We start from the raw sequence: 25,732 nt of genomic DNA on the forward strand, positions 1-25,732 counted from the left end.
CAACGTGATGGCCGGGTACACCTAGGATGGTGAGCCATGACCGAGAACACCGCGCTGCCCACCGCCCTGGCCGAGATCGTCGACGACTTCACCGCGGTCCCGGACCCGGAGAAGCTGGAGCTGCTGCTCGAGTTCTCCGACGAGCTGCCGGAACTGCCGGCCCGCTACGATGGGCATGAGGAGGAGATGGAGCAGGTCGTGGAGTGCCAGTCCCCGCTCTTCCTGGCCGTGGAGATCGAGGGCGAGCCCGCCGGCGGACAGTCCGTGATGCGCCTGTTCATCACCGCACCCCCGGAGGCGCCGACCACGCGGGGCTTCGCCTCCGTGCTCTCGCAGGGACTCGATGGGCTGAGCGCCGCCGAGATCCTCGGCGTACCGGACGACATCCCGAATCGCCTCGGCCTGGCCCAGGCGCTGACGCCGCTTCGCCTGCGCGGCATGTCCGCGATGCTCGGCCGCATCAAGCGCAACGTGAGGGACCTGACGGCCGAAGGCTGACGATGGCGCGCAAGAAGGACGCCGGGGATGCGCCGACGCCGGCCGTCGCCGCACTGACCCGGGCGGATGCCGTTCACACCCTGCACCGCGTGGAGATCGACGACGGACACACCGCCGCCGACGCCGTGGGCGTGGGCGAGCGGATGGCCACGGCGCTGGGCGTGGAGCCGGCCCGCGTGTTCAAGACTCTGATGGTGCAGGTGCCGGATGGTTCGCTGGCGGCCTGCGTGGTCCCGGTGTCCGGGCGGCTTGATTTGCGGGCCGCGGCGAAGGCCCTCGGGGCGAAGAAGGCCGTGATGGCCGACCGCGAGGAGGCCGAGCGCAGGACCGGATACGTCCGCGGCGGGATCTCACCGTTCGGCCAGCGGCAGCGGTGCCCGGTGCTGGTGGACGAGAGCGTCCTGAACTGGGCCACGGTGTTCGTGTCCGGCGGGCAGCGGGGGCTGGACATCGAGATCGCGCCCGCTGACCTCGTGCGGGTTGCGGACGCGACGGTGGCGCCGATCGAACGAGGACCCTAGCGAAGAAGCCTTCTACTGATACAGATCCATTTATCAGTGGAACGCTTCTTCTCTTTGCTGAGGGGTGTCAGTCTGCGATGACGCGGTCGAGCCGTTCCCACAACGCGTCGTCGAGCGAATGGGAGAAGGTCGCCGTCATGTGATGGGAGTCCATGTAGACCAGGGCATTGCCAACCACGGGCGCGCAGACCGGACCCGGGCAGATGAAGTCGTTGAGGTCGATCACCTCGACCTCGGGCACCTGCTCGGCAGCGGCGAGGATGTCCGGGGTGCCGGAGTCCGCCAGGCCCTCCTCGCGGTCCCAGGAGCAGGCCGCGATGTCGTCGCTGTGGCGTTCGACGCACTCCGGCACGGGCCGGCTCGCATGCGGCGGGTCCGCCAGCACCACGGTGTGGTCCGCGTGGGCGACGAGCTTCTTCCATCCCTCCGCCATGCCGTCGGCGGCGGAGGAACCGTCCGCGTCACGGTAGAAGCTCGCCGAGGTGATGATGACGTCCGCCTGCTCGGCCTCGACCTCCTTGATCACCTTCTCGTTCCAGGAGGTGCATTCGGTGAACGGGCGCGGTCCGCCGTTCTCCTCGGACAGTTCCACGGTGTGCGTGGTGATCGGGCAGGCGCCCTTGACGTAGGAGACCACGTTCCATCCCCGTTCGAGGGCCTCGTCCACGATCGCCTCAGACCAGTGGTGGACGTGGGAGTCACCGACCAGCAGGACAGTGGTGTCAGCGTCCGGGTCGCCGTCCTCGCAGCGCTTGGCGGTGTCGTCCGCGGCCTCGACCTGGCAGTCCCGATACAGCAGCGGCGAGCCGTCCCGGGAGCCCGAGGACGGTGCGGGGACGATCTGATCGACGCTGAGCCCGGCGAGCTCGTCCATCGGGTCCCAGCCCTCCGGCGGGGAGGCAGGCTCCTCGGCCTCGGCGTCCTCGGCGGAGGCGAGGGCTTCCGCCCGATTCGAGCCGGCGGCCGTCGTCCCGTCGGCGGGTCCGGGCTCCGGGTCCTCGTCGGTCGCGATGCCCGCGCCGGCGGCCCCGGCGCCGGCGACCGCCCCCTCGGTATCCGGCAGGGCGGTGCGCTGGGCGGCGGTGAACGCGAGCGCCAGGGCGAGCGCGCAGACGCCGGCGGTGGCGAGGCCACCGGCCAGCAGCGGGCGGAGGGTGCCTCGGCGTCGACGACGGCGTGCCTCGGCCCGGGTCTGGGCGGCGGTGGGCGACGCTGCGGCCGAATGCGCCCCCATGAAGGGCTTCTCGACGGCGATGCGCAGCAGCCAGGCCACGGGCACCGACGCAGCCGCCAGGACCAGGCCCAGCCACAGGGGAAGGCCCTCGGCGAACCGCCAGGAGGCGATCGCGATCACCGGCCAGTGGACGAGATACAGCGAGTAGGAGAGGTCGCCGACCCACCGTGCCGGCCGCGAGGACAGCAGGGTGCCGACGCCGGCGCCGTGGCGATCGCCCTCCGCATGGGTGCCGGCCAGGATCATCAGGGCCGAGCCGACGACCGGGACCGCGGCCTTGTAGCCCGGGAACACGGTCTCTTCCGTGAAGACGACGACGGCGGCCAGGACCATGGCCAGACCCGTCCAGCCGAGCACGACACGGAGCCGGGCGGGCAGTGCGGGCAGGAGCACGACGAGCGCGGCCAGTGCCGCGCCGACGCCGAGCTCCCAGGCGCGCGTGGTGGTGATGAAGTAGGCCGCCCCCGGGTTCTGCGGGGTGTAGAGCACCGAGTGCACGAGGGACACGACGCTCACGACGGCGGCGACCAGGAGGACCCGGATGGCGACGGCGCGGGGATCGAGGGCCGGTTCGCCGGCAGCGGGGGCGGCCTGTCGAGCGGCGCGTCGGCGGGGCCGGCCGTCGGTGCCGGTGGGGGCAGCGGCGCGGCGACGCAACGCGAACGCGACGAAGACGACCAGCAGGAGCGGCCAGACGAGGTAGTACTGCTCCTCCACGCCCAGGGACCAGTAGTGCTGGAGCGGGCTGGGCGGGGCGTCGGCGTTGAAGTAGTCGGTGCTGTCGGCAGCCAGGGACCAGTTGGCGACGCTCAGTGCCGCCCAGAGGCCCGTCCAGCCGAGCGACTCCCACCGGGACAACGGCAGGAGCGTCCACCCGGCGGCCAGGGTCAGGGCGATCACGACGAGGGCTGCCGGCAGGATGCGCCGGACACGCCGCACGTAGAAGTCGGTCAGGCAGACACCGCCGGTGCGGCTGATCTCCTTGATCAGAAGCCCTGTGATGAGAAAGCCGGAGATGACGAAGAAGACGTCGACGCCGACGTAGCCTCCGGGCAGCCAGGGAAGGCCGGCGTGGAACAGCAGGACGCTGAGCACGGCGAGGGCGCGGATGCCCTGGATGTCGGCGCGGAAGCGATGGGCAGCGAGGCCGGTGGGAGGCACCGTGGTCCTCGCCCGCCTCCCGGGGGCATCGACGGGGGCGGAACTGATGTGGGGCATGAAGCACGCAGACGGGGTCGGGGACGGAAGGACAGCCAGCCGGCACGGAGGGATGGTGTGACCGCGTCGGGGCGGCGGCGTCAGCGTGGCCCCGGCAGCCTGACGACGAGGCCCCGCGCACCGAGTGACCACACGAGGCCGTGGTCTGCGCGTCCAGACAGCTCGGCCAGGAGACGGCTAGCCGAGACTACTCAGCGGTCAGCAGAACACGCTGTGTAGACCTGTCATATCCCTGTGCGCTCAGAGCGCGGCGATTGGCTCGACTCCCGTGAGACGGGGCCGGCCTGGCCCGACGCCGGCGGCCGGCGAGGCGCTCTACGGTGCCGGCCTGGCCCGACGGAGATGCTCTGCAGGCTGTCCTGGCCCAACAACCGCGGCCGGCGAGGCGCTCTCCGGGGCCGGCCAGGCGCGTGGCGCCCCATGCAGGGGGCTCACCTCTCGTGTGAGGTCAGCCACTGACGACGCACGGTGATCATGCGTTGGACCACAGTCACGAAGGAGGCGGCCGCCAGAAGGCAGAGAACGACGGTGAGAACGACCGCCGGCACGCCGATGCCCACGAGCCCTGCGGCCACGAGGGTGACGATGAGACGCTCGGCCCGTTCTGCGATGCCGGTGTCTGCGGTGAACCCGAGTGCCTCAGCCTTGGCACGGACATAGGAGACGAGCATGCCCGACGCCAGGCAGAGGGAGGCGGCGACGCCGAGGACGGTCTGCTCCCCCACCCCGAAGGCCCACCACATCAGCCCCAGGAAGACCGCCGCGTCCTGCACCCTGTCCAGGGTCGAGTCCAGGAAGGACCCCCAGCGGCCGGTGGTGCCGGAGAGCCGGGCCATGACGCCGTCGAGGACGTCGGAGAACACGAAGAGAGTGATCACCATGACGCCCCAGAAGAGGTGTCCGACGGGGAAGAGCGCCAGTGCACCGACGACCACGCCCAGCGTTCCGGCCACCGTGACCGCGTCCGGGGTCACACCCCAGCGCAGCAGCAGCCGCGCCGGAGGCGTGAAGATGCGGTTCGTGGCCCCGCGGGCATGGCGGTCCAGCATCAGCAGGCGTCCCCGTCCTGCCGCTCGGCGAACTCCGCGGCGGCCTCGTCCCAGGCGGTGTGGAGCAGCTCCCAGGTCTGGCCGAGGGTCTGTGCCATGTTCTTGGTCTGGGCGATGATCGGCAGGAAGTTCCCGTCACCGGACCAGCGCGGCACCACGTGCTGGTGCAGGTGTGCCGCGATGCCGGCCCCGCCGACCGCGCCCTGGTTCATGCCGAGGTTGTAGCCGGCGGGGTTCGCGACCTTCTCCAGGGCGACCATGGCCGTCTGGGTCAGGCGCGCCATCTCCGCGGTCTCCTCCGCCGTGATGTCCGTGTACAGGGGCACGTGGCGGTAGGGGCAGATCAGCAGGTGGCCCGGGTTGTACGGGTAGAGGTTGAGCAGCACGAAGCAGGTCTCGCCTCGGTGCAGGATCAGGCTGTCCTCGTCCGAGCGGGACGGGCCGGCGCAGAACGGGCAGGTGTGCTCGTCCTTGACCTGCTCCTGACCCTTGGACACGTACGCCATCCGATGGGCGTTCCAGAGGCGCGAGAAGGCATCGGGCACCCCGGCGAGGGTGTGCTGGTCGGTGGCCCGGCCGTCGTCGGGAAGGCCGTGGCCCGCCGCGGGCGCGTCCGCTGCGCCGGTCGGCGACTGCCGTCCGGCGTCGGGGGCGTCGTGGTGAGGCCGGATCACGGGGTCACCTCGCGGTCGCGCACCGCCTTCACGATGCGGGCGACGGCCTCGTCCACCGGCACGCCGTTGTCCTGCGAGCCGTCACGGAAGCGGAAGGACACGGCGCCGGCCTCGGCGTCCTCGCCGCCGGCGATGAGCACGAACGGCACCTTCTCCTTCGAGGCGGTGCGGATCTTCTTCGGAAAGCGGTCGGAGGAGTCGTCCAGGCGGGCGCGGATGCCCTCGGCCCTGAGCTTGTCCACGACCTCGGCGAGGTAGTCGTTGAACGCCTCCGCCACCGGGACGGCGACGACCTGCTCCGGGGCGAGCCAGGCCGGGAAGGCGCCGGCGTAGTGCTCGGTGAGCACGCCCAAGAAGCGCTCGATCGACCCGAACTTCGCGGCATGGATCATGACCGGCTCCTGGCGGGAGCCGTCCGCGGCCTGGTACTCGAGGCCGAAGCGGGCCGGCTGGTTGAAGTCGTACTGGACGGTCGACATCTGCCAGGTGCGGCCGATGGCGTCGCGGGCCTGCACCGAGATCTTCGGTCCGTAGTAGGCGGCTCCACCCGGATCCGGGACGAGCTCCAGGCCGGTCTCGCGGGCCACGGTCTCGAGCACGGAGGTCGCCTCGGCCCACTGCTCGTCGGTGCCGATGAACTTGTCCGACTCCGGGTCGCGGGTGGACAGCTCCAGGTAGAAGTCGTCCAGGCCGAAGTCCTTGAGCAGCCCGAGGATGAAGTCCAGCAGGTGCTTGACCTCGGCCGGCGCCTGCTCGCGGGTCACGTACGAGTGCGAGTCGTCCTGTGCGAAGCCCCGCACACGGGTCAGCCCGTGGACCACACCGGACTTCTCATGGCGGTACACATGGCCGAACTCGAAGAGGCGCAGCGGCAGCTCGCGGTAGGAGCGGCCCCGGGAGCGGAAGATGAGGTTGTGCATGGGGCAGTTCATCGCCTTGAGGCGGTACTCCTGCCCCTGACGGGTGATGTTGCCGTCCTCGTCGCGCTCCTCGTCCACCTTCAGCGGCGGGAACATGGTGTCCGCGTAGTACGGCAGGTGACCCGAGGTGTGGAACAGGCCGTCCTTCGAGATGTGCGGGGTCCCGACGTACTGGAAGCCCTCCTCGATGTGCCGCTGACGGACGTAGTCCTCCATCTCGCGCTTGATGACGCCGCCGCGCGGATGGAAGACCGGCAGGCCGGAGCCCAGCTCGTCCGGGAAGGAGAACAGGTCCAGCTCGGCGCCGAGCTTGCGGTGGTCGCGGCGCTCGGCCTCGGCCAGGCGCTCCTGGTAGGCCTTGAGGTCCGCCTTGGTGGGCCAGGCGGTGCCGTAGATGCGCTGCAGCTGCCTGTTGTTCTCGTTGCCGAGCCAGTAGGCGGCGGCCGAGCGGGTGAGCGCGAAGGCGTTGGAGATCAGCTTCGTGTTCGGCAGGTGCGGGCCGCGGCAGAGGTCGCACCAGACGGCGTCGCCGGACCTGCGGTCCACGTTGTCGTAGATGGTGATCTCGCCGACGCCGACCTCGACGGAGGCGCCCTCGCCGGCGTTCTCGGCATTGTCCTTCTTGCCGAGCAGCTCGAGCTTGTACGGCTCGGCCGCCATGGCCTCACGGGCCTCGTCCTCGGTGACGACGCGGCGGGCGAACATCTGGTTCTGGTTGACGATCTTCAGCATGAGCTTCTCGATCGCCTTCAGGTCCTCCGGGGTGAAGGGCTCGGCGACGTCGAAGTCGAAGTAGAAGCCGTCCGTGATGTACGGACCGATGCCCAGCTTGGCGTCCGGGCGCAGCTGCTGCACGGCCTGGGCCATGACGTGGGCGGTCGAGTGACGCAGGACGTTGAGCCCGTCCGGCTCCGAGATGTCCACGGCCTCGACGGAGGCGCCCACCGGGACCTCACGCGACAGGTCCCAGAGATGGCCGTCGACGCGCATGACGACGGTGGTCTTCTGGTCCTTGTAGAGCTCCAGACCGGTGGTGCCCTCAGCCACCTCCCGCATCTCTCCGTCGAGGGTGATGAGGATCTTCTTCGGGTCGGACAATGGGTGCTCCTTGTTCACATCAGGCTTCAGGGCTGGTGGCATACGGGGGCCACCGCCAGCCGGGACAAGTCTAGACCCGGGCAGGCAGGCATGCGTACGGGAAGGCAGGCAGGCGTACGGGCCGGCGGGCATGCGTGCGGCAGACGGGCACAGGAAGGCCCACGACCCCACGACCCGCCTGCGGTCCCTGCCTCCTGCGCTACTCGTGCCGCGGATGTCCCCGCGTCCGGTGGTACTGGTTCCGTCTCGGCGTCCGATCCGGGTCGAGGTGCCGGGCCGGGGTGAACCAGGGAACACCGTCCTCGACGTCGATCTCCCACCACCCGGAGTGGACCGCATGGTGATGGTGTGAGCAGAGGAGCACCCCGTTGTCCACGTCGGTCGGACCCCCGTGCTCCCAGTGGTCGATGTGGTGGACCTCGCACCAGGCCGCCGGGATGGTGCAGCCGGGGGCGGCGCATCCGCCGTCGCGGGCGGTGATGGCCTTGCGCTGGGCACGGGTGAAGAGTCGGCGGGCTCGGCCGAGGTCGAGGATCTCGCCTTCACCGCCGAGCACGGCGGGGATGATGTCTGCGTCGCAGGCGATGCGACGGATCTGCCGCGGATCGACCGGACCGGTGAAGTCCATGCAGGACAGGGCCCGGCCGTGTGCGGTTCCGAACGCCACGCCGGCAACCCCCGCTCCGAGTGTGACGCCGGCAGCCCCCATTCCGTCCGTCCTCCCGGGGGCGGTGCCGTTCGTCCACCCGGGGGCGGTGCCGTTCGTCCACGCGGGGTCGGCGCCGGTGCCGTCGGCACCCAGGACAGCACCGCTGACCTGGCGCAGCAGCGTCTCGTAGTCGATGGTGACGAGCAGCTGGGGACGGTGACCGCCGCTGCTCGGAAGCACGTCGGAGCCGGCGTGCGCGAGGGCCGACTGCAGGGCGCTGATCACGGTGTCGGCCTGCTTCTGGCCGCGGGTCCGCGGATCGGTGTGCGGATCGGTGTGCAGATCGGTGTGCGGTGCGGCGGCCGCTCGGCTGCTGGACCGGCCACCGCCGGCCTCCCGGTCGGCCCGAGGGTTGGTGGCCGCTGACGCGAGGGTCTGCAGCACCTCGTTCTGTGCGTCGGTGACGAGCAGCTCCCACCGGTGGAGCCCCCGACGTCGGCCCCGGTAGAACATGCCCTGCGCAGCGTTGAGCTCGGCCTCTGTGGGCGCACCGTGGTCCGGCATCACGACGGCGTCCACGTTCTGGCGCCAGCGCTGGCAGAGACGGCGGATCGAGTCGGCGTCGAGACGGGTGAGCTGCTCGGACAGGAGCCGGTCGGCGCTGGCGATCATGGCGTCCGCCTCGGTGTCCGGCACTCCGGCGAGACGGGCGTCTGTGCGCGCCTCGGTGAGGGTCTTGACCACCACGTCGCCGGCAGCGGGGTCCACGTGCCCGCGGCTCATCGTCGCGGCGACGGCCGGCAGCTGCGGCGGGGTCGCCGGCGCGGTGACGAAGGCCTGCTGCTCACGGGTCGCGGCCGCCCGCGCGATGCGCCGCTTCGCCTCGCGGCGATCCACGCGCAGGGTGCTGCGGAGGTAGTCGGCGGCATCCCGGTGGGCGCTCTTGCCCCGGGGCACACCGAGGATCTCCTCGCGGTCGGCCTCGTTCTCGTGCGCCTTCGCGACGTGTCCGGCCAGCATCGCCTGGGCCGCCGCCACGGTCCGAGCCAGCCGTTCGACGTCTGAGATCAGCTCGGGCAGGTCCTCCTGCTCTCCGGTGGCCCACCAGTCCGGCCCTTCGAGCCGGCGCACCACGTGGTCGGCCAATCGCTGTGCGACGGCGACCTCGTGGGCCATGGGCATGTTCGGGAAGTGGCGGGCGCGGGGATCACGCCGGTCCCGAAGACTTCCGGGGCGCACGGTACCGGGTGGCCGCTCGTCCCCGGCCTTGTTCCTCGTCTCTGTTGCGAGTGCCATGCACCCCACCTCCCTTCGTCCATACATTCGAACATCCGGGCCGGACACGATAAGCGCCACCGGCGGCCGGGCCCGCACTGTCCTGACGTCTCCTGCGGACAAGACCCTGCGTCCCGGCCGGCACGCACCCCGGTCAGCCGTCCGGCGTCGGAAGCAGCTCCCAGGTGTCCGGGTGGGGCACCGGGACGGCACGGTCATCGGACCTGCGGACCGGCCAGGGCAGCTCGCCGCCAGCCCGGGCGCCGGCGAGGGCGACGTCGAGGTCGCGGGCGACCCGGCCGACGTCGGCCTTGACGGGCCAGTGGCCCGTCGCATGGTGGGGCACCTCCGGCAGGCGGCCGGGGTGGGCTCGTGCGCCGACCAGCACACCGTCCCTCTCCGCCGCCCGCCGCCGAGCAGCCTCCCGGTCTGCCCGGAGCCAGCGGGCCCAGGCATCGCGGGTGGAGTCGAGGTAGTCGGGGTCGGGCAGGGTCTCGGGCCGGTGGAGGTCCCAGGCGCGCACGGCCTGCACGGACACGGCCTTCGCTCCGGTGCGGCGCACGGTCCCCTCGATCAGCAGCAGCCGGGAGGAGAACAGCATCTCCCCCGAGGCGTGCTGGGCCTCGGTGAAGAAGGAGGTGTCCACACAGCCGGTGCCGTCGTCCACGGAGACGAACACGACGCGCCGGCCACTGCGCATCGGCGGTGTCTGGGTGGCCACGCGCACCCCTGCGACCAGCACCCGCGACTGGGACCGCAGCGAGAGCAGCCGCTCCGCCTTCGTCACCCCGAGCGCCTCCAGGTAGGGGGCGTGGGAGTCCATGAGGTGTGCGGTGACGTCGAGGGCGGTGAGGTCGAGCTCGGTGCGCACCCGGTCCGCGTTCCGCGGGGACGGGAACATCGGCGTCAGCGACTGCAGCTCCACATCCGGCAGGTCCAGGGACAGCTGCCCGTCCACCTGCCGCGGCCGCGCCTTCCGGGACGTCGTGGCGAGCCGCCCCGGACCCGAGCCGTAGCCGGCGGAGTGCTGCATCTCCAGATGGTGCACGAGGTCCGTGCGCGAGGCCCCGCCCGGCGGCAGCAGGCAGTCCAGCGCCCCGAGCTGCGCGAGCCGTTCGAGATTGCGGGCGGTCGGCCGGGCACGGTCGCGCACGTCGGCCAGGCTCATGTAGGGCCTCCCGTCCACGAGCCGCCGCACCTCGGCCTCGCTCAGCCCGGACAGCGCGCTCATCGGCAGACGGATCCCCCAGCGTCCCGGCCCGCGGGAGGCCCCCTGCGCAGACGCCCCCTGCCCAGATGCCCCCTGTGCAGACGCCCCCTGTGCAGACGCCTCCTGCGCAGACGGTCCCGGCACAGGCGGTTCCCCGACGACGGCCGCCTCACCCCCTCCTGCCGGCCCACCGGCGGAGGCGGGTGCCGTCGTCGGGAAGAGGGTCTCGGGCGTTCCCCCGTGGCCTCCATCGCGGGGCGGCAGTCCGAGCTCGGGATGGTCCGGCACCCATTCGACGCGGACGTGGTCGGAGGAGCGGTTCACGTCCACGGGGAGCACGGGGATGCCCATGCGGCGGGCCTCGGCGATCATGAGACGGGCGGGGTACATGCCGGGGTCGTGCTCGAGGATCGCGGCCATGAACGCCTCCGGGTGGTGCGTCTTCAGCCAGGCCGAGTGGTAGGTGGGCACTGCGAACGCCGCCCCGTGCGCCTTGCAGAACCCGAAGGAGCCGAAGGCGTGGAGGGTGGCCCAGACCTCGTCGATGACGTCGAGGCTGTAGCCGCGGGACAGGGCCCGGGAGCGGAAGAACTCCTCCACACGGGTCTCGGCGTCGGAGCCGATGAGACGGCGGAGCTCGTCGGCCTTGGCAAGGCCGCAGCCGGTCATGACGTCGAAGGTGCGCAGCACCTGCTCGTGGAACACGGTGACCCCGTGGGTCTCGGCGAGCACGGGAACGAGGTCCGGGTGCGGGTAGTGGGCCGGCGCCCACCCGTGCCGCTGTTCCAGGAAGGGGCGCACCATGTCCGACTGCATGGGGCCGGGGCGGAACAGGGAGATGTCCACGATGAGATCCTCGAACCGCTCCGGGGCGAGCTTGCCGATCAGCTCCCGCTGGCCCGGGGACTCGATCTGGAAGCAGCCGAGCGTGTGGGTGGTGCGGATCATCTCGTAGGTGGCGGGGTCGTCCAAGGGAACCTGCTCGAGGTCCACCTGCTCGCCGGTGGTGCGGGCGACCTCCTGGAGGGCGTAGGCGATGGCGGACTGCATGCGGACGCCGAGGACGTCGAGCTTGAGCATGCCCATGGGGTCCATGTCGTGCTTGTCGAACTGGCTCATGGGCAGGCCGAGGCCGGAGGGCTGCACGGGGGTGCGCTTCAGCAGGGAGGCGTCCCCGAGGATCACGCCGCACGGGTGCATGGAGATGTGCCGCGGCAGCCGGTCCAGGCGCTCGGTGAGGTCCACGAGCAGGTCCAGCTGCCGGCTGCCCTCGCGGCGCCCGGACTCGAGGCGCTCGGCGAAGCCGCGCAGCTCCGGCATGCGCTCGAGGGCGTCGCGGAAGTGGGAGGCGGAGAACCGCCACAGCTGCTTGGCCACCGCGTCCACCTCCGGGTCCGGCATGCCCAGGGCGAGCCCGGCGTCCCGCACGGCGCCGCGGGCCCGGTAGGCGTTCTGCATGCTCATCAGGGTGGTGCGCTGCTGTCCGAACCGTTCGAACAGCGCCCGGTAGACCTCGTGGCGGCGGGCGGACTCCACGTCGATGTCGATGTCCGGCAGGGTCGAGCGGTCGTCCGAGAGGAACCGCTCCATGAGCAGCCCCTGCGCCATGGGGTCCACGTGCGAGATCCGCAGGGCGTGGTTGACCAGCGAGGACGCTCCCGAGCCCCGAGCCGCCACGCGCACGCCGCGGCCCTCGATCATCCGCACCACCTCGGCCACCGTGAGGAAGTACCCGGAGAACCCGAGCCGGGAGATGATCCCGAGCTCGTGCTCCACACGCTCCTCGAGCTCCCGGCCGGCCGCCGTGGCGGCGAAGGCCGTGCCCGTGAACAGGTCCGGGTAGCGGTCGGCCACCCCCGCCAGGGTCCGCTCCCGCAGCACCCGTGCCGGGTCCCCCTCGATCCCGACGACGGCCGCCTCCGGAACACGCGGCCGCCCCCATCCGAGGTCCTCGGCAGGGTCCACGGCACAGGCCTCGGCCAAGGCCTGGGTGGCCGCGAGCAGGGCTGCAGGGCGGATGTCCGCGGCGTCCGCGACCTCGGCGGCGATCTGCCGCATGGCCGCGGTGGGCTTGAGCCATCCCTGGCCGTTGGGCTGCAGGTCGTGCGCCCCGTCCAGAGCGCTGAGGGCCCGGACGGCGTCCAGGACGTCGGCGGTGGCGGCCCCGTCCGGGGCGGCGTAGCGGACGGCGTTGGTGAGCACGGCGGGCACCCGGACCTGCGCGGCGGCGCGGACCATCTTCACGGCGTGCCCGGTGTCGCACCGCCGCCCGGGTGCGGAGAGGTGGCTGACCGCGTTGACGTGCAGGCTGCGGGCGGGCAGAGCGGCCTTCCAGCGGCGCAGCCCCTGCAGGCCGGCGTTCCAGCGGCGGCGGGCCAGGTGCCGGCCGACGTCCGAGTCCGGGCCGAGCAGGACGAACAGCTCGGGCGTCGGCGGGTTCTTCGGGTCCGCCGCGGTGGGCACCGGTCCGGCGGCGGCCGCGGCCAGCTCGGCGACCGTGAGCACCGGGGCACCGCCGCCGGCGCCGCCCGTGGTGCGGGCGTGCGCCGCCGAGACCACCCGGCACAGCGCAGCGTACCCGGAGCCCCCGCAGCCGCCGCGGGCCAGGATCACCACGCGGCCGGCTTCGGCCCCCGGCTCCTGCGTCCCCGGCCGCTCCCCCGGCGGCAGGTCTGCCCAGGTGACGGCGAGGTCCACGCCGACGATCGGGGCGATCCCGTGCTGCCTGCACGCGGAGACGTGCTTGGCCATGCCGTAGAGGCCGTCGCGGTCGGTGCAGGCGAGCAGGCGCTGCCCGTCGGCGGCCGCGGCGGCGACGAGTTCGGCGGGCCAGGACGCTCCGTAGTGCGCGCTGAAGGCGCTGGCGACCTGCAGGTGGGCGAAGGGCTCGGCGGTCTCGGTCATGCTGACACTCCTGTTCGACGGAACCGGCACCGCCCGATGACGGCGGACGGACCGGGCGGCGGGAAGCACGGACAGAGCGCGACGGGAAGCGCGGACAGGCGTGGGTGAGGCGGACGACGGAGGGAAGGGGCCGGCGTCGGGAAGGACGGGCGGGCGAAGGCCCGCACCTCACGGGGCGGCGGACAGGTGCGGGCTAGGCGGTGGCCACGAGGGGCAGGCAGACCCCGCCGTGGATGCGGATCAGACGCCAGCGGCCGGAGTCCAGGTGATGGGCGACGTCCACGGTCTGCAGCGGAGCGTTGCCGGCACGGGCGAGCCGGACCTGGAGGCGCCAGATCTCGTGGTCCACGAGGCCGGCGCCACGGCCCTTCTCGGCCCGGTGCTCCTCGGCCCACCAGCGGCGGCGCTCGTACCAGCGCACCGGACGCTCGGCGAGCGCGTAGTCCCGACCGTTCCAGCGGAGCCGGTGCGGCGTGCCGTCCTGCGCGCACTCCACGGCGACGGACTGCGTGAAGATTCCCATGGTCTTCTCCCTGATTCCCTGCTCGGTTCTGCCGGCGGACCGGCGTGTGCGGACCCGACGGCGGGATGCCGTCGGGCGGTGGGAGCGGCAGGCCCCGAGGGGCCCTGGACGGGAAGCGCTGGGAAGGCCGCACCCACCATGCTACTCGAACATGTGTTCGAATCGCTTCCCCGAAGCTACGGAGGCGGCCGGACACGATAAGCGTCACTGGGGCGTCGGGGGCCGGTGCGGTGCCCTTCATCCGACCGTCACCGACACGTCACACCGTGCTGTCAGGCTCGATGTCGCGCCGGGGCGTGCGGGGGTTACGCCGGAGGGAACGGCGCGCTTCACGGCGCGTGCCCCGGGGCTGTCCCCGACGACAGAACCGCAGAACAGAGGTACATCGTGAAGACCACCGCCTGCGTCCGCCGCCTCGGCGCCGGAGCCCTCGCCCTGACCCTGACCGGCGGACTGCTCTCCGCAGCCGTCATCGCCCCGTCCGCCGTCGCCGAGAGCGAGTCCGCCGGCGCTGCGGCCGCTCCGGCCTCCTCCCCGCAGCACCGCCCGCACCCGGTCCACCCGGAGCACCCCGGCAAGGGGCCGAAGAACCCGCACCCGGTCCACCCGGAGCACCCGGGCAAGGGACCGAAGCACCCGCACCACCCCGGCACCCCGGAGGAGTTCGACTGGGACCGTGACGCCTACCGCGGTCAGGTAGACGTGCGCCGCACCCCGCACGACTCCCGCCCGAAGGACCCGAACGTGCTCACCGGCCGCGTCTTCGTGGACGCGGACCGCGACTCCCGCCGCCACCCCTCGGAGAAGGGCCTGGCCGGTGTGCGCGTCTCCAACGGCGAGGACGTCGTCCTCACGGACAAGCACGGCCGCTACGAGCTGCCCGTCCGGGACAACATGACGGTCTTCGTCACCCAGCCGACCGGCTACCGCGTCCCGGTGGACGCGGACAACGTCCCGCAGTTCCACTACCACCACCTGCCGGACGGCTCCCCGGAGCTGGAGCACGGCGGCATCGCCCCGACCGGCGAGCTCCCGGCCGCCGTGAACTTCCCGGTGGTGGCGGACGAGCGCATGGCCGAGGAGGACCAGCGCTGCCTGATCGGCGGCGACGTCCAGACCTACACCGAGCAGGAGGTGGAGTACGCCCGCTCCGGCGCGTTCGCGGACCTGGCCGAGCGCACCGACTACACGGACTGCGGCATCCTGTTCATCGGCGACATCGTGGGCGACCGCCCGGACCTGTACCCGCAGTCACGTGAGCTGTCCTCCATGCTCAACGGCCCGGCCTGGTTCCTGCCCGGCAACCACGACCTGGACTTCGACGCCCCGGACTCCGAGCACGCCTTCGACAGCTTCCGCGCCGCCCTCGGGCCCGAGTACTACTCCTACGACGTCGGTGACGCCCACGTGGTCGCCCTGTCCTCCGTGGAGTACCCGCTCGCAGACTCCAGCGGCTACAACGGCTCGATCGACGAGCGCCAGATGGAGTGGCTGCGCCAGGACATCGCCGCGACCCCGAAGGACAAGAAGATCGTGCTGGGCACCCACGTGCCGCTGATGTCCTTCGCGGACAGCACCTCGGCCACCCACTCGATCGACCAGGTGCCCGAGATCTACGAGCTGCTCGAGGGCCGTGAGGTCATCACGGTCGGCGGCCACACCCACTCCACCGAGAACCTGCGCGCCGGCGACCTCGTGGCCGGGTGGAAGGACCTGTTCGGCATCGACGGGCTGCCGTTCGACCACCTGGTGGCCGGCGCGATCTCCGGCGACTGGTACTCCGGACGCCTCGTGGACGGGGGCCGGTACCCGCTGGCCGCCCAGCGCGACGGCGCCCTGCCCGGCGTGGTCACCCTGGACCTGACCGCCGAGGGCATCGCCTCCCGCTTCACCGTCCGCGGCGACGACGGCTCCGACCAGATGAGCCTCGGCCTGAACACCCCGGCCTACCGCGAGTGGTTCGAGGCCAACCAGGACCACGCCAAGAAGGGCGGCGCCAAGCCGCTGGCGGACCCGCACACCGTGGCCGCCGAGGACCTGGCCGGAACCTGGCTGACCGCCAACGTGTTCATGGGCGCCACCGGCACCCGGGTCGAGGTCAGCGTGGACGGAGCTGAACCGGTCCCCGCGACCCGCACCCAGGAGATGGACGGCGAGGAGGTCCGCGTGGGCGCCGAGTACTCGGACCCGACTGCGGCCCAGGAGCAGCTGGTGCACGGCGGCTCCCTCGCCGACCGCACCATGCACCTGTGGCGCCTGCCGCTGCCGTCGGACCTGACCGCCGGCGAGCACACCGCCGAGGTCACCGTGACGGACCTCAACGGCGAGCGCCACACCGAGTCGATCGACTTCACCGTGCGCTGATCCTCGCCGCGCGCTGACGCGCGTCCCGCCACGACGACGGCCCCCGTCCCCTCCTCGAGGGGACGGGGGCCGCGCCCTGCAGGCCGGGACCGAGCCGCGCCCAGCCGACCGGGACCGAGCCGTTGCTCACAGCGCCGGCGCCGCCTCCTCTCCCCGCACCGCGCGGGCCGCCATCCAGCGGCTGACCAGACCCATGCCGAGCAGCTCGACGAGCGACTGCGCCACGATCGCCGCACCGGCCAGTTCCCAGCCGGCCGGCAGCGCCACGGCGATCGGCAGCACCACGAACGAGTTCCTCGTGCCGAGCGTGCACACGAGGGTGCGGCGCTGTGGGCGCGGCAGTCCGGCGATGTCCCCGGCCACGGTCCCGGCCAGCACCGCGCCGCCGAGGTAGACCACGCACACCAGCGCGCCGACCCAGAGCACGCCGGACGCCTCGGCCACCGCCGGCGCACTGCCGGCGGCCACGAGGAAGACCACGGCGGTCAGCAGCGGGATCGGCCAGCGGGCCAGCCGCGCACGCCGCGCCTCGCCCACCGGCGAGCGCTGCAGCGACCGCTCGAAGAACGCGGCGGCTCCGAGCGGCACCAGCACCACCAGCACGGCCCCGGTGATCACGCCCGGGCTCAGCAGCGCCGCCCCGAGGCCCGGCAGTCCCCCTCCGGCGCCTCCGACGCCCGCGCCGATGCCTCCCCACAGCACCGTGAACAGCCACACCCACACGGGCAGGCTCACCAGCTGCAGCACCAGGTTCACGGGGGTGATGACCACAGCCGCGGCCCGGTCTCCCCAGGACAGGTAGGAGAACGTCAGGAACCAGTCCGTGCACGGCACCGCGAGCACCAGCAGCAGTCCCAGCGCCAGGGCCGTCACCTGGGCCTCGGAGCCCACGAGCACTCTGCCGAACACCTCCACCCCGGCCACCAGGCACAGGGCGAACACCGGCATCACCAGCCCGTTGGCCACCAGCACGGTGCCGAGCCAGGGGCCGTCCCGGCCGGCCTCACGCAGCCGCTGCAGCGGGGTCTGGACGAAGGTCGCGAACAGCAGCGCCGCCAGCAGCGGCCACAGCAGCACACCGGTCACCGCTGACACACCCGGCACCGCCAGGCCCAGGGCCCCGCCGAGCACGGCCGCACCCAGGTACAGCCACACCTGGTGCTGCTCCAGGCCCGACGGCGGCGCCGTCGCCTCGGTCTGCGCCGTCACGTCCCCGGACGGCCGCGCTCCGGCAGGGCGGGGCACGGCGACATCGTCCGCGGGCCCCGTCTCCTCGTGCCCTGCCTGCCCGCGGGCCGGCTCCTGCGCGTGCCGCTCAGACAAGGCGTTCCTGCACCCCGCCCTGCGGCCGGATCAGCTCCGGCCCGTTGTTCCGCACGTTGCCCACGGCGGTGCCGACGGGGCGCAGCCGCCAGCCGCGCGCCACGGACTCGGCGCGCTCCACCACGCGCCCGACGAGGTCCTCCGCCTCCTCGGCGGAGCCGAGCTTCACCGGCTCGAGCCAGTCAGCCATCAGGGACTCGTCCAGGGGGACGGGCAGACGGTCGTGCAGACGCCCCAGGGAGGCGAGGGTGCCGTCGTCGTCCTCCGGGTCCGGGGAGGCGCAGGTGAGGATGGAGCAGGAGAGCACCCACGGGTCCTCGCCGCGGGCCTGAGCCTCCGGGTCCTTCCACCACTCGTAGAGGCCGGCGAACCAGATGACGGGCCCCTCGCCGTCACCGGCTCCGGCGGGGTGCACGTAGTACGGCTGCTTCTTCGCCGCCTTCCCGTCGGCGCCCTTCTGCCCGGGGTCGGGGGCCTTCCATTCGTAGTAGCCTTCCACGGGCACGGCGCAGCGGCGGGCACGCACGGCAGCCCGGAAGGTCGGCTTCTGCGCCACCGTCTCGGAGCGGGCGTTGAACGCACGCGAGCCCACGGACAGCTCCTTCGCCCACGGCGGCACCAGGCCCCAGCGGGCCACATGGATCCGCCGCGTCACCGCGGCGTCGCCGTCACCCGCCCCGGCGTTCCCCGCATGCGCCACCAGGATCGGCACCTCGGCCGTCGGGGCGACGTTCCAGTTCTCGCGGAGCACCAGCTCCTCGTCTGGCTCGGCGCCGCCCCGGGCCACCAGGTCCCCGGTGGCACGGGCCATCACGTAGCGGCCACACATCTCAACGGTCCTTCCCCTCGTCTGCTCGGCCTCCGGTCACAGCGCACTCGTCTGCCGCATCAAGTCTTCCCCGTCCCGGGCGACGGCGCCACACGCCACGCGTGCTGCGCGCCGGCCCCACCGGACCTGTGACCCGTGCATCCGCCGCCGACCCTGTGATGGGATGGAGGGACCGACGCGGGAGGACGCCCCACCGGCGTGGCACCGCTCCGACCAGCCTGCGGCCCCCGAAGGCCCGCTGGCCCCGGACCGGCACACACGCACCGCAACCGTCCGCCCGTGCACCCCACAGGAGAGGAGCCCACGTGCCCCAGAAGGTGAAGGCCGTCATCGCACGGTCGAAGGACGCCCCCGTCGAGCTGACCACCATCGTGGTCCCGGACCCGGGTCCGGGCGAGGCCGTCGTGGACATCAAGACCTGCGGCGTCTGCCACACGGACCTGCACTACGTCGAGGGCGGCATCGGAGACGACTACCCCTACCTGCTCGGCCACGAGGCCACCGGCGTGGTCTCCGCCGTCGGCGAAGGCGTGACGAACGTCGAGGTCGGGGACACCGTCATCCTGAACTGGCGTGCCGTCTGCGGCGAGTGCCGCGCCTGCAAGAAGGGGGACCTGAAGTACTGCTTCTCCACCTTCAACGCCGAGCAGAAGATGACCCTGGAGGACGGCACCGAGCTGGAGCCTGCCCTGGGCATCGGCGCCTTCGCCGAGAAGACCCTGGTCCACTCCGGCCAGTGCACCAGGGTGGACGGCGTGGACTCGGTGGACGAGCAGGCCGCCGTCGGCCTGCTGGGCTGCGGCGTCATGGCCGGCATCGGCGCCGCCGTGAACACCGGCGAGGTCAAGCGCGGCGAGTCCGTGGCCGTCATCGGCTGCGGCGGCGTCGGCGTGGCCGCGGTGGCCGGCGCGAAGCTGGCCGGCGCCACCACGATCGTGGCCGTGGACATCGACCCGAAGAAGCTGGCGAAGGCCGAGGAGCTCGGGGCCACCGTCACCGTGAACTCGAAGGAGCAGGACGCCGTCGAGGCGATCCGTGAGGCCACCGGCGGCGTCGGCGCAGACGTGGTCATCGAGGCCGTGGGCCGCCCGGAGACCTACGAGCAGGCCTTCTACGCCCGCGACCTCGCCGGCCGCGTGGTGCTTGTGGGCGTGCCGACCCCGGAGATGAAGATCGAGCTGCCCCTGCTCGAGGTCTTCGGCCGCGGCGGCGCCCTGAAGTCCTCCTGGTACGGCGACTGCCTGCCCGAGCGCGACTTCCCGATGCTCGTGGACCAGTACCGCCTGGGCCGTCTGCCGCTGGAGGCGTTCGTCACCGAGAAGATCGGCATCGACGAGGTGAACGAGGCCTTCGACACCATGAAGTCCGGCGACGTCCTGCGTTCGGTGGTGGTGCTCTGATGGCACGCATCGACCACATCGTCACCTCCGGCACCTTCTCCCTGGACGGGGAGACCCATGAGGTGGACAACAACGTCTGGATCGTCGGCGGCGCCGAGGAGTGCGTGGTCATCGACCCGGCCCATGACGCGCACGCCGTGTGGAAGGCCGTCAACGGCCGTCAGGTCCTGGCGATCCTGCTCACCCACGGCCACGACGACCACATCCGCCAGGTCATGGAGTTCCGCCGGATGGTGGACGCCCCCGTGCTGATCCACCCGGACGACCGCATGCTCTGGGACGCCGTGTTCCCGGACGAGGCCCCCGACGGCGCCCTGCAGGACGGCGACACCTTCCGCGTGGCCGGTGTGGAGCTCGAGGTCCGCCACACCCCGGGCCACTCCCCCGGCTCGGTGTGCTTCCACGCCCCGGCCCTGGGAGAGAAGGACGAGGACGGCACCCCCACCGGCGTCGTGTTCTCCGGCGACACCCTGTTCGCCGGCGGCCCCGGCGCCACCGGCCGCAGCTACTCGGACTTCGACACGATCATCGAGTCCATCTCCACGCGCCTGCTGCCGATGTCCGACCGCACGGTGGTCCACACCGGCCACGGCGACTCCACCACCATCGGCGCGGAGGCACCGCACCTGGACGAGTGGATCGCCCGCGGCCACTGACCGCCCTGCCACCACGGTGCGGGCCTTCGGCCCCGTCCCGGCGACGGACCCGGCGACTTCCGCGGAAGGCGCCGGGTCCGTCGTCGTCTGCCCTCGGAGCCCTGGCGCGGTGGCCCTTCCGCAGGCGCACAGCATCTGAGGAGGGTCTGTCAGAATGGGTGACCGTGAACGACACCGCCCAGCCCGAGCCCGTCCAGCCCGAGCCCGCCGCGTCCGGGACCACCGGCTCCGCCGAGGCAACCCCCCGGCCACGCGTGGTGCTGATCGGCGGGGCATCCGGCTCCGGCAAGTCGTTCCTCGCCCGCCGCTACGGTCGTCCGCACCTGCCGCTGGACTCCTTCTACCGGCCGCAGTCCGAGGACGCCGCCGAGGGCGGGGACGGCCCGGCCTTCCCGCGCACCCCCTACGGGGAGATCGACTGGGACGACGCCGGCACCTGGAACGGCCCGGCCGCCGTCGAGGCGATCGTGCAGCTGCGTCAGACCGGGACCGCGCAGATCCCGGACTACGACATCTCCACGTCCTCGATCGTGGGCACGGTGCCGTTGCACCTGGAGTACGGGAACGGCTCCGAGGCCGACGCCTCGGGTGCCGGCGGCGTGGGCGGGCCGATCGTGGCCGAGGGCATCTTCGCCACGCAGATGCCGGCCCTGCTCGAGGCGGCAGGGGTGCCCTTCGACGCCTGGTACATCGACCAGTCGCCGGTGACCACCGCCGTGCGCCGCTTCGCCCGGGACGTGGCCGAGCGCCGCAAGCCGATCCCCTTCCTGCTCCAGCGCGGCTGGGCCCTGTTCCGCACGGACGGCGCCCGGAAGCAGGCCGCGGTGGACGCCGGATTCATGGCCCGCTCCACGGCGGACATGCAGCACGACCTGTTCGCCATGGCCGGTGCGCCCGCCGAGGACGCCTGAGCCCGCGCCGCAGGTCACGGGCGGGGGCGACCGGCCCCGGGCCCTGCCGCCGGCGGCCGTCCGGACGTGCCCGCTGCCGGGTCAGACCGCCAGGTCCACCAGGGACATGCCGCGCTCGGCCGCCCAGTCCGCGTACTCGGCGCGCAGCGCCGCCACGAACTGCTCCACGCTCGCGCCGGGGTGCACGTCCTCGGCCCCGCCCACGGTGCGCGGGTCCATCGGCATGCCGAGCTCCCGGTAGACGTCCGTGAGCACCGCACGCAGCGGCGCGGCGTCCGCGACCACCACGTGGGTGGAGAACAGCCAGGCGCCCTTGACCACACGCTGGGCGGAGCCGGCCAGCTTCACCGGGTGCTCGGGGGCCGGGCCCTGCACGGAGAACTCGCCGGGGCAGTACTCCCCGGGGATCTCTCCCACCGAGGCCGGCACGTCCATGCGGGCGAATGCGCGCACGAACAGGTCGGCGAACGCGGAGAAGCGTGCCCGCTGCGTCACGGCCGCGTCCTCCTGCAGGCACAGGTGGTCCACCACCACGCAGCCGTGGTGGTAGGCCGCCGCCCGTCCGCCGGCCCGGCGGGTCAGGGGTGCGAAGCCGTGGGCCCGGGCCGCCGCTGCCGCCGCCTCGAAGCCGGGCAGCCGCGTATCGCGCTGGCCGAACGCGACCGTCGGCTCGGGCACGTAGACACGGATCAGATCGTCCAGGTCCTTCCCCTCCGCCGCGGCAGTGCGGAAGACGGACAGCTCGCCCATGGCCCAGTCGAGGTCCTCGGCGGCCCCCAGGGTCCGCTCCTGCACCGCCCAGCGCAGCCGGCGGACTGCGCTCACAGGCCGGCCTCGGCCGGCCAGGAGCGCAGGGTGAGGGTCTGTTCGACGTGGGCGAAGGGGCCGTCGTCGTCATGGAGGACGGTGCTCGTCAGGCCCACGCCGTCCGGGCCCACGGTGACCTGGCCTGCGAGGCCGAGCCAGTGGCCGCTGGGCTCGCGGTACAGATGGATCTGCAGGTCCACGTTGGGGAAGAACCAGCCCCCGGGCTTCGGCGGCAGGGCCGGGGCGATCCCGTTGGCCGTGTCCGTGAGTCCGATCAGGCGCACCAGATCGCTCGTGGGCTCCCCCGCCACCATCTCACGGTCCGTGGTGATCCACACCCGGCCGTGGCCCGGCGCGTGACCGGGGACGGTGACGCCCTCGAGGGAGGCGATGTACCCGCCGGCCCACCCCTGGAGCGCGTTCTGCGCCTGCGCCTGCGAGCGCGGCGGGAGGGGCTCGTCCGGCAACTGGGCGACAGCGGAGGTGTCCGAGGTGGACAGCAGCCAGGCACGCAGGGTCAGCACGGTGCGGCCCCGGGCCTGGAGCACGGATTCGACCAGCTCGATGGTGCGGCCCGGACGCAGGGTGCGTGTGGTCACCTCCAGCTCCCCGGCCCAGAGCGTGCCCAGGATGTCGTAGGAGAGCCGTCCCACCCGCAGCCCGGGCGTGGTCTCATGCGCGCTCACCTCATGCAGCAGCAGGCCCGAGACCGCGGCCATGTGCATCTCCTCGGCCCGCCACGCGCCCTGGGCGTGCACGGTGGAGCGCACGCGGGAGGTGCGGACGCCGTCGGCATCCACGGTGGGCTCGCCGAGGCGGACGTAGAAGGCCGCCGGGTCGCCGGCGGAGGACTCGGGGGTGGGCGCGTTGTCGGTCATGGGCCTCAGTCTGCCAGAACGACGACGGCCGGTGACGTCCCCGCAGGGACGTCACCGGCCGTCGTGGCGCGGGGCCGAGCCGGCGCTCAGCGGCGCATGATGCGCCGGGCCACTCCGTTGCCCAGCAGCTGCAGGGCCTGCACGAGCACGATCACCACGGCCACCGCCAGCCACGTCACCTCGGGCCGGAAGCGGTTGTAGCCCTCGACGATCGCGAAGTTGCCGATCGAGTTGCCGCCGATGATGCCGGCCAGGGCCGCCATGTCCACCAGGGAGATGATCACGAAGGTGAAGCCCAGGATCAGCGGGCCGAGGGTCTCGGGCAGCACCACGGTGCGGATGATCCGCATGCGGGAGGCGCCCATGGCGCGGGCGGCCTCGATCACCCCGGGGTCCAGGGAGACGAGGTTCTGCTCCACGATGCGGGCGATCGCGAATGCCGAGGCCCACACCATGCAGAACGCCACCGCGGTGTTGCCGATGCCGATGCCGACCACCTTGATGGTGAGCGGCTGCAGGGCCGCGATGAGGATCACGAACGGGATCGGCCGGATCAGGTTCACGATGAAGTTCGTGACCAGGTACACGGCGCGGTTGGCGAAGATCCCGCCGGGGCGGGTGGTGTACAGCAGCAGGCCCACCAGAAGCCCGATCACGCCGCCGACCACGAACGCCCACGCCACCAGGTACAGGGTGTCGCCGAGGGCGACCCACAGCTCGGGGCCGTAGTAGCTCCAGTCCAGGTTCCGGTACTTCTCGATCACGCCTGGGTCACCTCCTGCACCTCGCCGGCCTGGGCCAGCTGCGTGACGAACGCCTCCACGTCGTCGGCGGCACCGGTCAGGGACACGGTGAGCAGCCCGTACGCGGAGTCCTTGGTGGCGGACATGCCGCCGTGGACGATCTCGAAGCCGACCCCGCGCGTCGAAGCCGTGCCCAGCACAGCCGAGACCGCGGGCGCGTCCTTGAGGGACACCATCACGAGCCGGCCGTCGGTGCGCTCCCGGATGCGGGCGATCTCCTCGGCGTTGGGCCGGTCCTTGAGCGCCGTGGTGACGAAGGACGCGGCATCCGCGGAGTGGTTCGTGCGGGAGAACAGGTCGAACACTCGACCGGATTCCACGACGCGGCCCGCGTCCATCACGGCCACCCGGTCCGCAATGGAACGGATGACCTCCATCTCGTGGGTGATGGCCACGATCGTCACACCGAGCTCCTCGTTGACGCGCCGCAGCACGGACAGGACCTCGGAGGTCGTGGACGGGTCCAGCGCGGAGGTGGCCTCGTCCGCGAGCAGGATCTCCGGCTCGGCGGCCAGGGCACGGGCGATGCCCACGCGCTGCTTCTGCCCGCCGGAGAGCTGCTCCGGGTAGTGCTTCGCCTTGGACTCCAGGCCCACGAACTCCAGCAGCTCGGCCACACGCTCCCGGCGCCTGGCCTTCGGCCAGCCGGCGGTGGCCAGGGCGTAGTTCACGTTGCCGGCGACGGTCCGCGAGTGCATGAGGTTGAACTGCTGGAACACCATGCCGATGCGTCGACGCACCGGCCGCAGCTTCGCCTCGGAGAGCGCGGAGACCTCCTCGCCGAGCACCGTGACGGTGCCGGAGGTGGGCTTCTCCAGTCCGTTGATCATGCGGATCAGGGTGGACTTGCCGGCGCCGGAGAAGCCGATGACTCCGAAGACCTCGCCGCGGTGGACGGTCAGGGAGACGTCGTCCACCGCCGTGACCTCGCCGCTGCGCCCGCCGAAGACGCGGCTGACGTGGTCGAAGACGATGACGGGCTCCCCCGCGGCGCCCTCTGCGGTGCGCCCGGGGGCGAGCTGCTTTCGGTCAGGGGTGTGCGCTGCCATGGGCATCAGGAGCCCTGCTCGGCGATCGCGGCCTGGTAGTCCTCGGTGACCCGATCGATCTCGTCCTGCTCCAGCTGCACCGGCACGGAGGTGCCGGAGGAGAGCTCGGCGTCCGAGTCCAGGATCTGCTGGTTGTGGTAGAGCTCGGCGAGCTTCTTGTACGTCTCGTCGTCCTTGTCCTCCTGGCGGACCACGAACCCGTTGACGAACGGCTTGGCGGCGTCTGCGGACGGGTCGTCCTGGAACAGGGCGGTGTTCGTGTCGATCCCGGCGTCTGCGGAGAAGTCGTTGTTGATCACCGCGCCCTGCACGGACTCCAGCGCGTTCACGGTCTGCTGCGCGGCCACCGGCTGCACCTTCACGGTGGAGGCGGACTCGTCGATGTCCTTCGGCTCCGGGCGGATCGTGTCGTTCTTGAGCGTGACCAGGCCGGCCTGCACGAGCACGCCGATGGCACGGCCCTGGTTGACGGTGTCGTTCGGGATCGCGACGGTGTCCCCCTTCTGGAAGTCCTCCACGTCCTTGTACTTCTTCGAGTACAGCGGCAGGGGGATGATCTCGGTGGAGCCGATCATCACCAGGTCGCTGCCCGAGGCCTCGTTGTAGTCGGCCAGGTAGGCGATGTGCTGGAACCAGTTCATCTGGATGTCACCGTTCTCCAGCGCCGGGTTCGGCTGGGTGTACTCCGTGAAGTTGCGGATCTCCACGTCGAGGTCCAGCTCCTTCTTGGCAAGCTCCACGAACAGCTTGTTGGTCTCGTTCTCGCCCACGATGCCGATGACGATCTTGCCCTTGCCGCCGTTGGCGGAGTCGTCCTGCGCCTGCGAGTTGCAGGCCGAGAGGGCCAGGGAGCCGACGGCGGCGAGGGAGAGGGCGCCGAACGAACGGCGGGACAGTGCGGGGTGCTGGGACATGGGGGATCTCCTCTGGGACAGGGGG

20 protein-coding genes are annotated in these 25,732 nt (G+C 72.1%); 6 read left to right on the top strand and 14 right to left on the bottom strand.

What is annotated here, in order from left to right; translation table 11 throughout:
- Positions 1–36: 36 nt before the first annotated feature.
- Positions 37–498, top strand: coding sequence for a SufE family protein (locus HMPREF2863_RS06590; RefSeq protein WP_070638953.1), 462 nt, complete (start codon positions 37–39; stop codon positions 496–498).
- Positions 499–500: 2 nt separating this feature from the next.
- Positions 501–1,019, top strand: coding sequence for a Cys-tRNA(Pro) deacylase (gene ybaK, locus HMPREF2863_RS06595; RefSeq protein ID WP_070638955.1), 519 nt, complete (start codon positions 501–503; stop codon positions 1,017–1,019).
- A 67-nt stretch (positions 1,020–1,086) separates the two neighbouring features.
- Here ybaK and HMPREF2863_RS06600 read toward each other — a convergent pair whose 3' ends face one another.
- The 7 genes from HMPREF2863_RS06600 to HMPREF2863_RS06630 form a co-directional block, all read right to left on the bottom strand.
- The gene (locus HMPREF2863_RS06600) at positions 1,087–3,414 is read right to left on the bottom strand and encodes an acyltransferase family protein (protein ID WP_070638957.1); all 2,328 of its coding nucleotides are present in this window, start codon (positions 3,412–3,414) and stop codon (positions 1,087–1,089) included.
- Positions 3,415–3,902: 488 nt separating this feature from the next.
- The gene (gene pgsA, locus HMPREF2863_RS06605; protein ID WP_070638958.1) at positions 3,903–4,520 is read right to left on the bottom strand and encodes a phosphatidylinositol phosphate synthase; all 618 of its coding nucleotides are present in this window, start codon (positions 4,518–4,520) and stop codon (positions 3,903–3,905) included.
- Positions 4,520–5,065: an HIT family protein gene (locus HMPREF2863_RS06610; protein ID WP_245232076.1), complete on the bottom strand. Its 546-nt coding sequence runs from the start codon at positions 5,063–5,065 to the stop codon at positions 4,520–4,522. The genes pgsA and HMPREF2863_RS06610 overlap by 1 nt, the downstream gene beginning before the upstream one ends.
- A 125-nt stretch (positions 5,066–5,190) precedes the next feature.
- Positions 5,191–7,212, bottom strand: coding sequence for a threonine--tRNA ligase (gene thrS / locus HMPREF2863_RS06615; protein WP_070638960.1), 2,022 nt, complete (start codon positions 7,210–7,212; stop codon positions 5,191–5,193).
- Between the two features lie 199 nt (positions 7,213–7,411).
- Entirely contained in the window at positions 7,412–9,157 is a 1,746-nt protein-coding gene (locus HMPREF2863_RS11830; protein WP_246828847.1) for an HNH endonuclease signature motif containing protein, read from the bottom strand.
- A gap of 133 nt (positions 9,158–9,290) precedes the next feature.
- On the bottom strand, positions 9,291–13,250 hold the full coding sequence (locus tag HMPREF2863_RS06625; protein ID WP_083315278.1) for a DNA polymerase III subunit alpha: 3,960 nt from the start codon (positions 13,248–13,250) through the stop codon (positions 9,291–9,293).
- 193 nt (positions 13,251–13,443) lie between these two features.
- Positions 13,444–13,773: a DUF6504 family protein gene (locus tag HMPREF2863_RS06630; RefSeq protein WP_067190157.1), complete on the bottom strand. Its 330-nt coding sequence runs from the start codon at positions 13,771–13,773 to the stop codon at positions 13,444–13,446.
- Positions 13,774–14,160: 387 nt separating this feature from the next.
- Between HMPREF2863_RS06630 and HMPREF2863_RS06635 the strand changes: the two genes are divergently transcribed.
- Positions 14,161–16,137 carry a calcineurin-like phosphoesterase C-terminal domain-containing protein gene (locus tag HMPREF2863_RS06635; RefSeq protein ID WP_070638964.1) on the top strand — a complete coding sequence of 659 codons (1,977 nt, stop codon included), beginning with the start codon at positions 14,161–14,163 and terminating at the stop codon, positions 16,135–16,137.
- Between the two features lie 126 nt (positions 16,138–16,263).
- Here HMPREF2863_RS06635 and HMPREF2863_RS06640 read toward each other — a convergent pair whose 3' ends face one another.
- Positions 16,264–17,460 (bottom strand): arsenic resistance protein, encoded by a 1,197-nt coding sequence (locus HMPREF2863_RS06640; protein ID WP_083315279.1) that lies wholly within the window; start codon positions 17,458–17,460, stop codon positions 16,264–16,266.
- On the bottom strand, positions 17,453–18,289 hold the full coding sequence (locus tag HMPREF2863_RS06645; RefSeq protein WP_070638966.1) for an SOS response-associated peptidase: 837 nt from the start codon (positions 18,287–18,289) through the stop codon (positions 17,453–17,455). Before HMPREF2863_RS06645 ends, HMPREF2863_RS06640 begins: the two co-directional genes overlap by 8 nt.
- A 305-nt stretch (positions 18,290–18,594) precedes the next feature.
- Between HMPREF2863_RS06645 and HMPREF2863_RS06650 the strand changes: the two genes are divergently transcribed.
- The 3 genes from HMPREF2863_RS06650 (at position 18,595) to HMPREF2863_RS06660 (ending at position 21,256) form a co-directional block, all read left to right on the top strand.
- Positions 18,595–19,689 (top strand): S-(hydroxymethyl)mycothiol dehydrogenase, encoded by a 1,095-nt coding sequence (locus HMPREF2863_RS06650; protein WP_067190150.1) that lies wholly within the window; start codon positions 18,595–18,597, stop codon positions 19,687–19,689.
- A complete protein-coding gene (locus tag HMPREF2863_RS06655; RefSeq protein ID WP_070638968.1) occupies positions 19,689–20,345 on the top strand; it encodes an MBL fold metallo-hydrolase in 657 nt (218 codons plus the stop codon). Before HMPREF2863_RS06650 ends, HMPREF2863_RS06655 begins: the two co-directional genes overlap by 1 nt.
- Before the next feature lie 164 nt (positions 20,346–20,509).
- Positions 20,510–21,256 (top strand): uridine kinase family protein, encoded by a 747-nt coding sequence (locus HMPREF2863_RS06660; RefSeq protein ID WP_246828848.1) that lies wholly within the window; start codon positions 20,510–20,512, stop codon positions 21,254–21,256.
- Positions 21,257–21,337: 81 nt separating this feature from the next.
- Here HMPREF2863_RS06660 and HMPREF2863_RS06665 read toward each other — a convergent pair whose 3' ends face one another.
- From HMPREF2863_RS06665 to HMPREF2863_RS06685, 5 genes are all read right to left on the bottom strand, one after another.
- Positions 21,338–22,081 carry a lipoate--protein ligase family protein gene (locus tag HMPREF2863_RS06665; protein WP_070638970.1) on the bottom strand — a complete coding sequence of 248 codons (744 nt, stop codon included), beginning with the start codon at positions 22,079–22,081 and terminating at the stop codon, positions 21,338–21,340.
- Complete coding sequence (locus HMPREF2863_RS06670) at positions 22,078–22,941, bottom strand: thioesterase family protein (RefSeq protein ID WP_070638972.1); 864 nt, start codon at positions 22,939–22,941, stop codon at positions 22,078–22,080. Before HMPREF2863_RS06670 ends, HMPREF2863_RS06665 begins: the two co-directional genes overlap by 4 nt.
- A gap of 86 nt (positions 22,942–23,027) precedes the next feature.
- Positions 23,028–23,705 (bottom strand): methionine ABC transporter permease, encoded by a 678-nt coding sequence (locus HMPREF2863_RS06675; protein WP_070638974.1) that lies wholly within the window; start codon positions 23,703–23,705, stop codon positions 23,028–23,030.
- The gene (locus tag HMPREF2863_RS06680; protein WP_083315285.1) at positions 23,702–24,793 is read right to left on the bottom strand and encodes a methionine ABC transporter ATP-binding protein; all 1,092 of its coding nucleotides are present in this window, start codon (positions 24,791–24,793) and stop codon (positions 23,702–23,704) included. Before HMPREF2863_RS06680 ends, HMPREF2863_RS06675 begins: the two co-directional genes overlap by 4 nt.
- Positions 24,794–24,798: 5 nt before the next feature.
- Entirely contained in the window at positions 24,799–25,707 is a 909-nt protein-coding gene (locus HMPREF2863_RS06685; protein WP_067190142.1) for a MetQ/NlpA family ABC transporter substrate-binding protein, read from the bottom strand.
- Positions 25,708–25,732 lie beyond the last annotated feature (25 nt).

Source organism: Micrococcus sp. HMSC067E09 (genome assembly GCF_001812555.1).
GTDB classification, from domain to species: Bacteria; Actinomycetota; Actinomycetes; order Actinomycetales; family Micrococcaceae; genus Micrococcus; species Micrococcus lylae.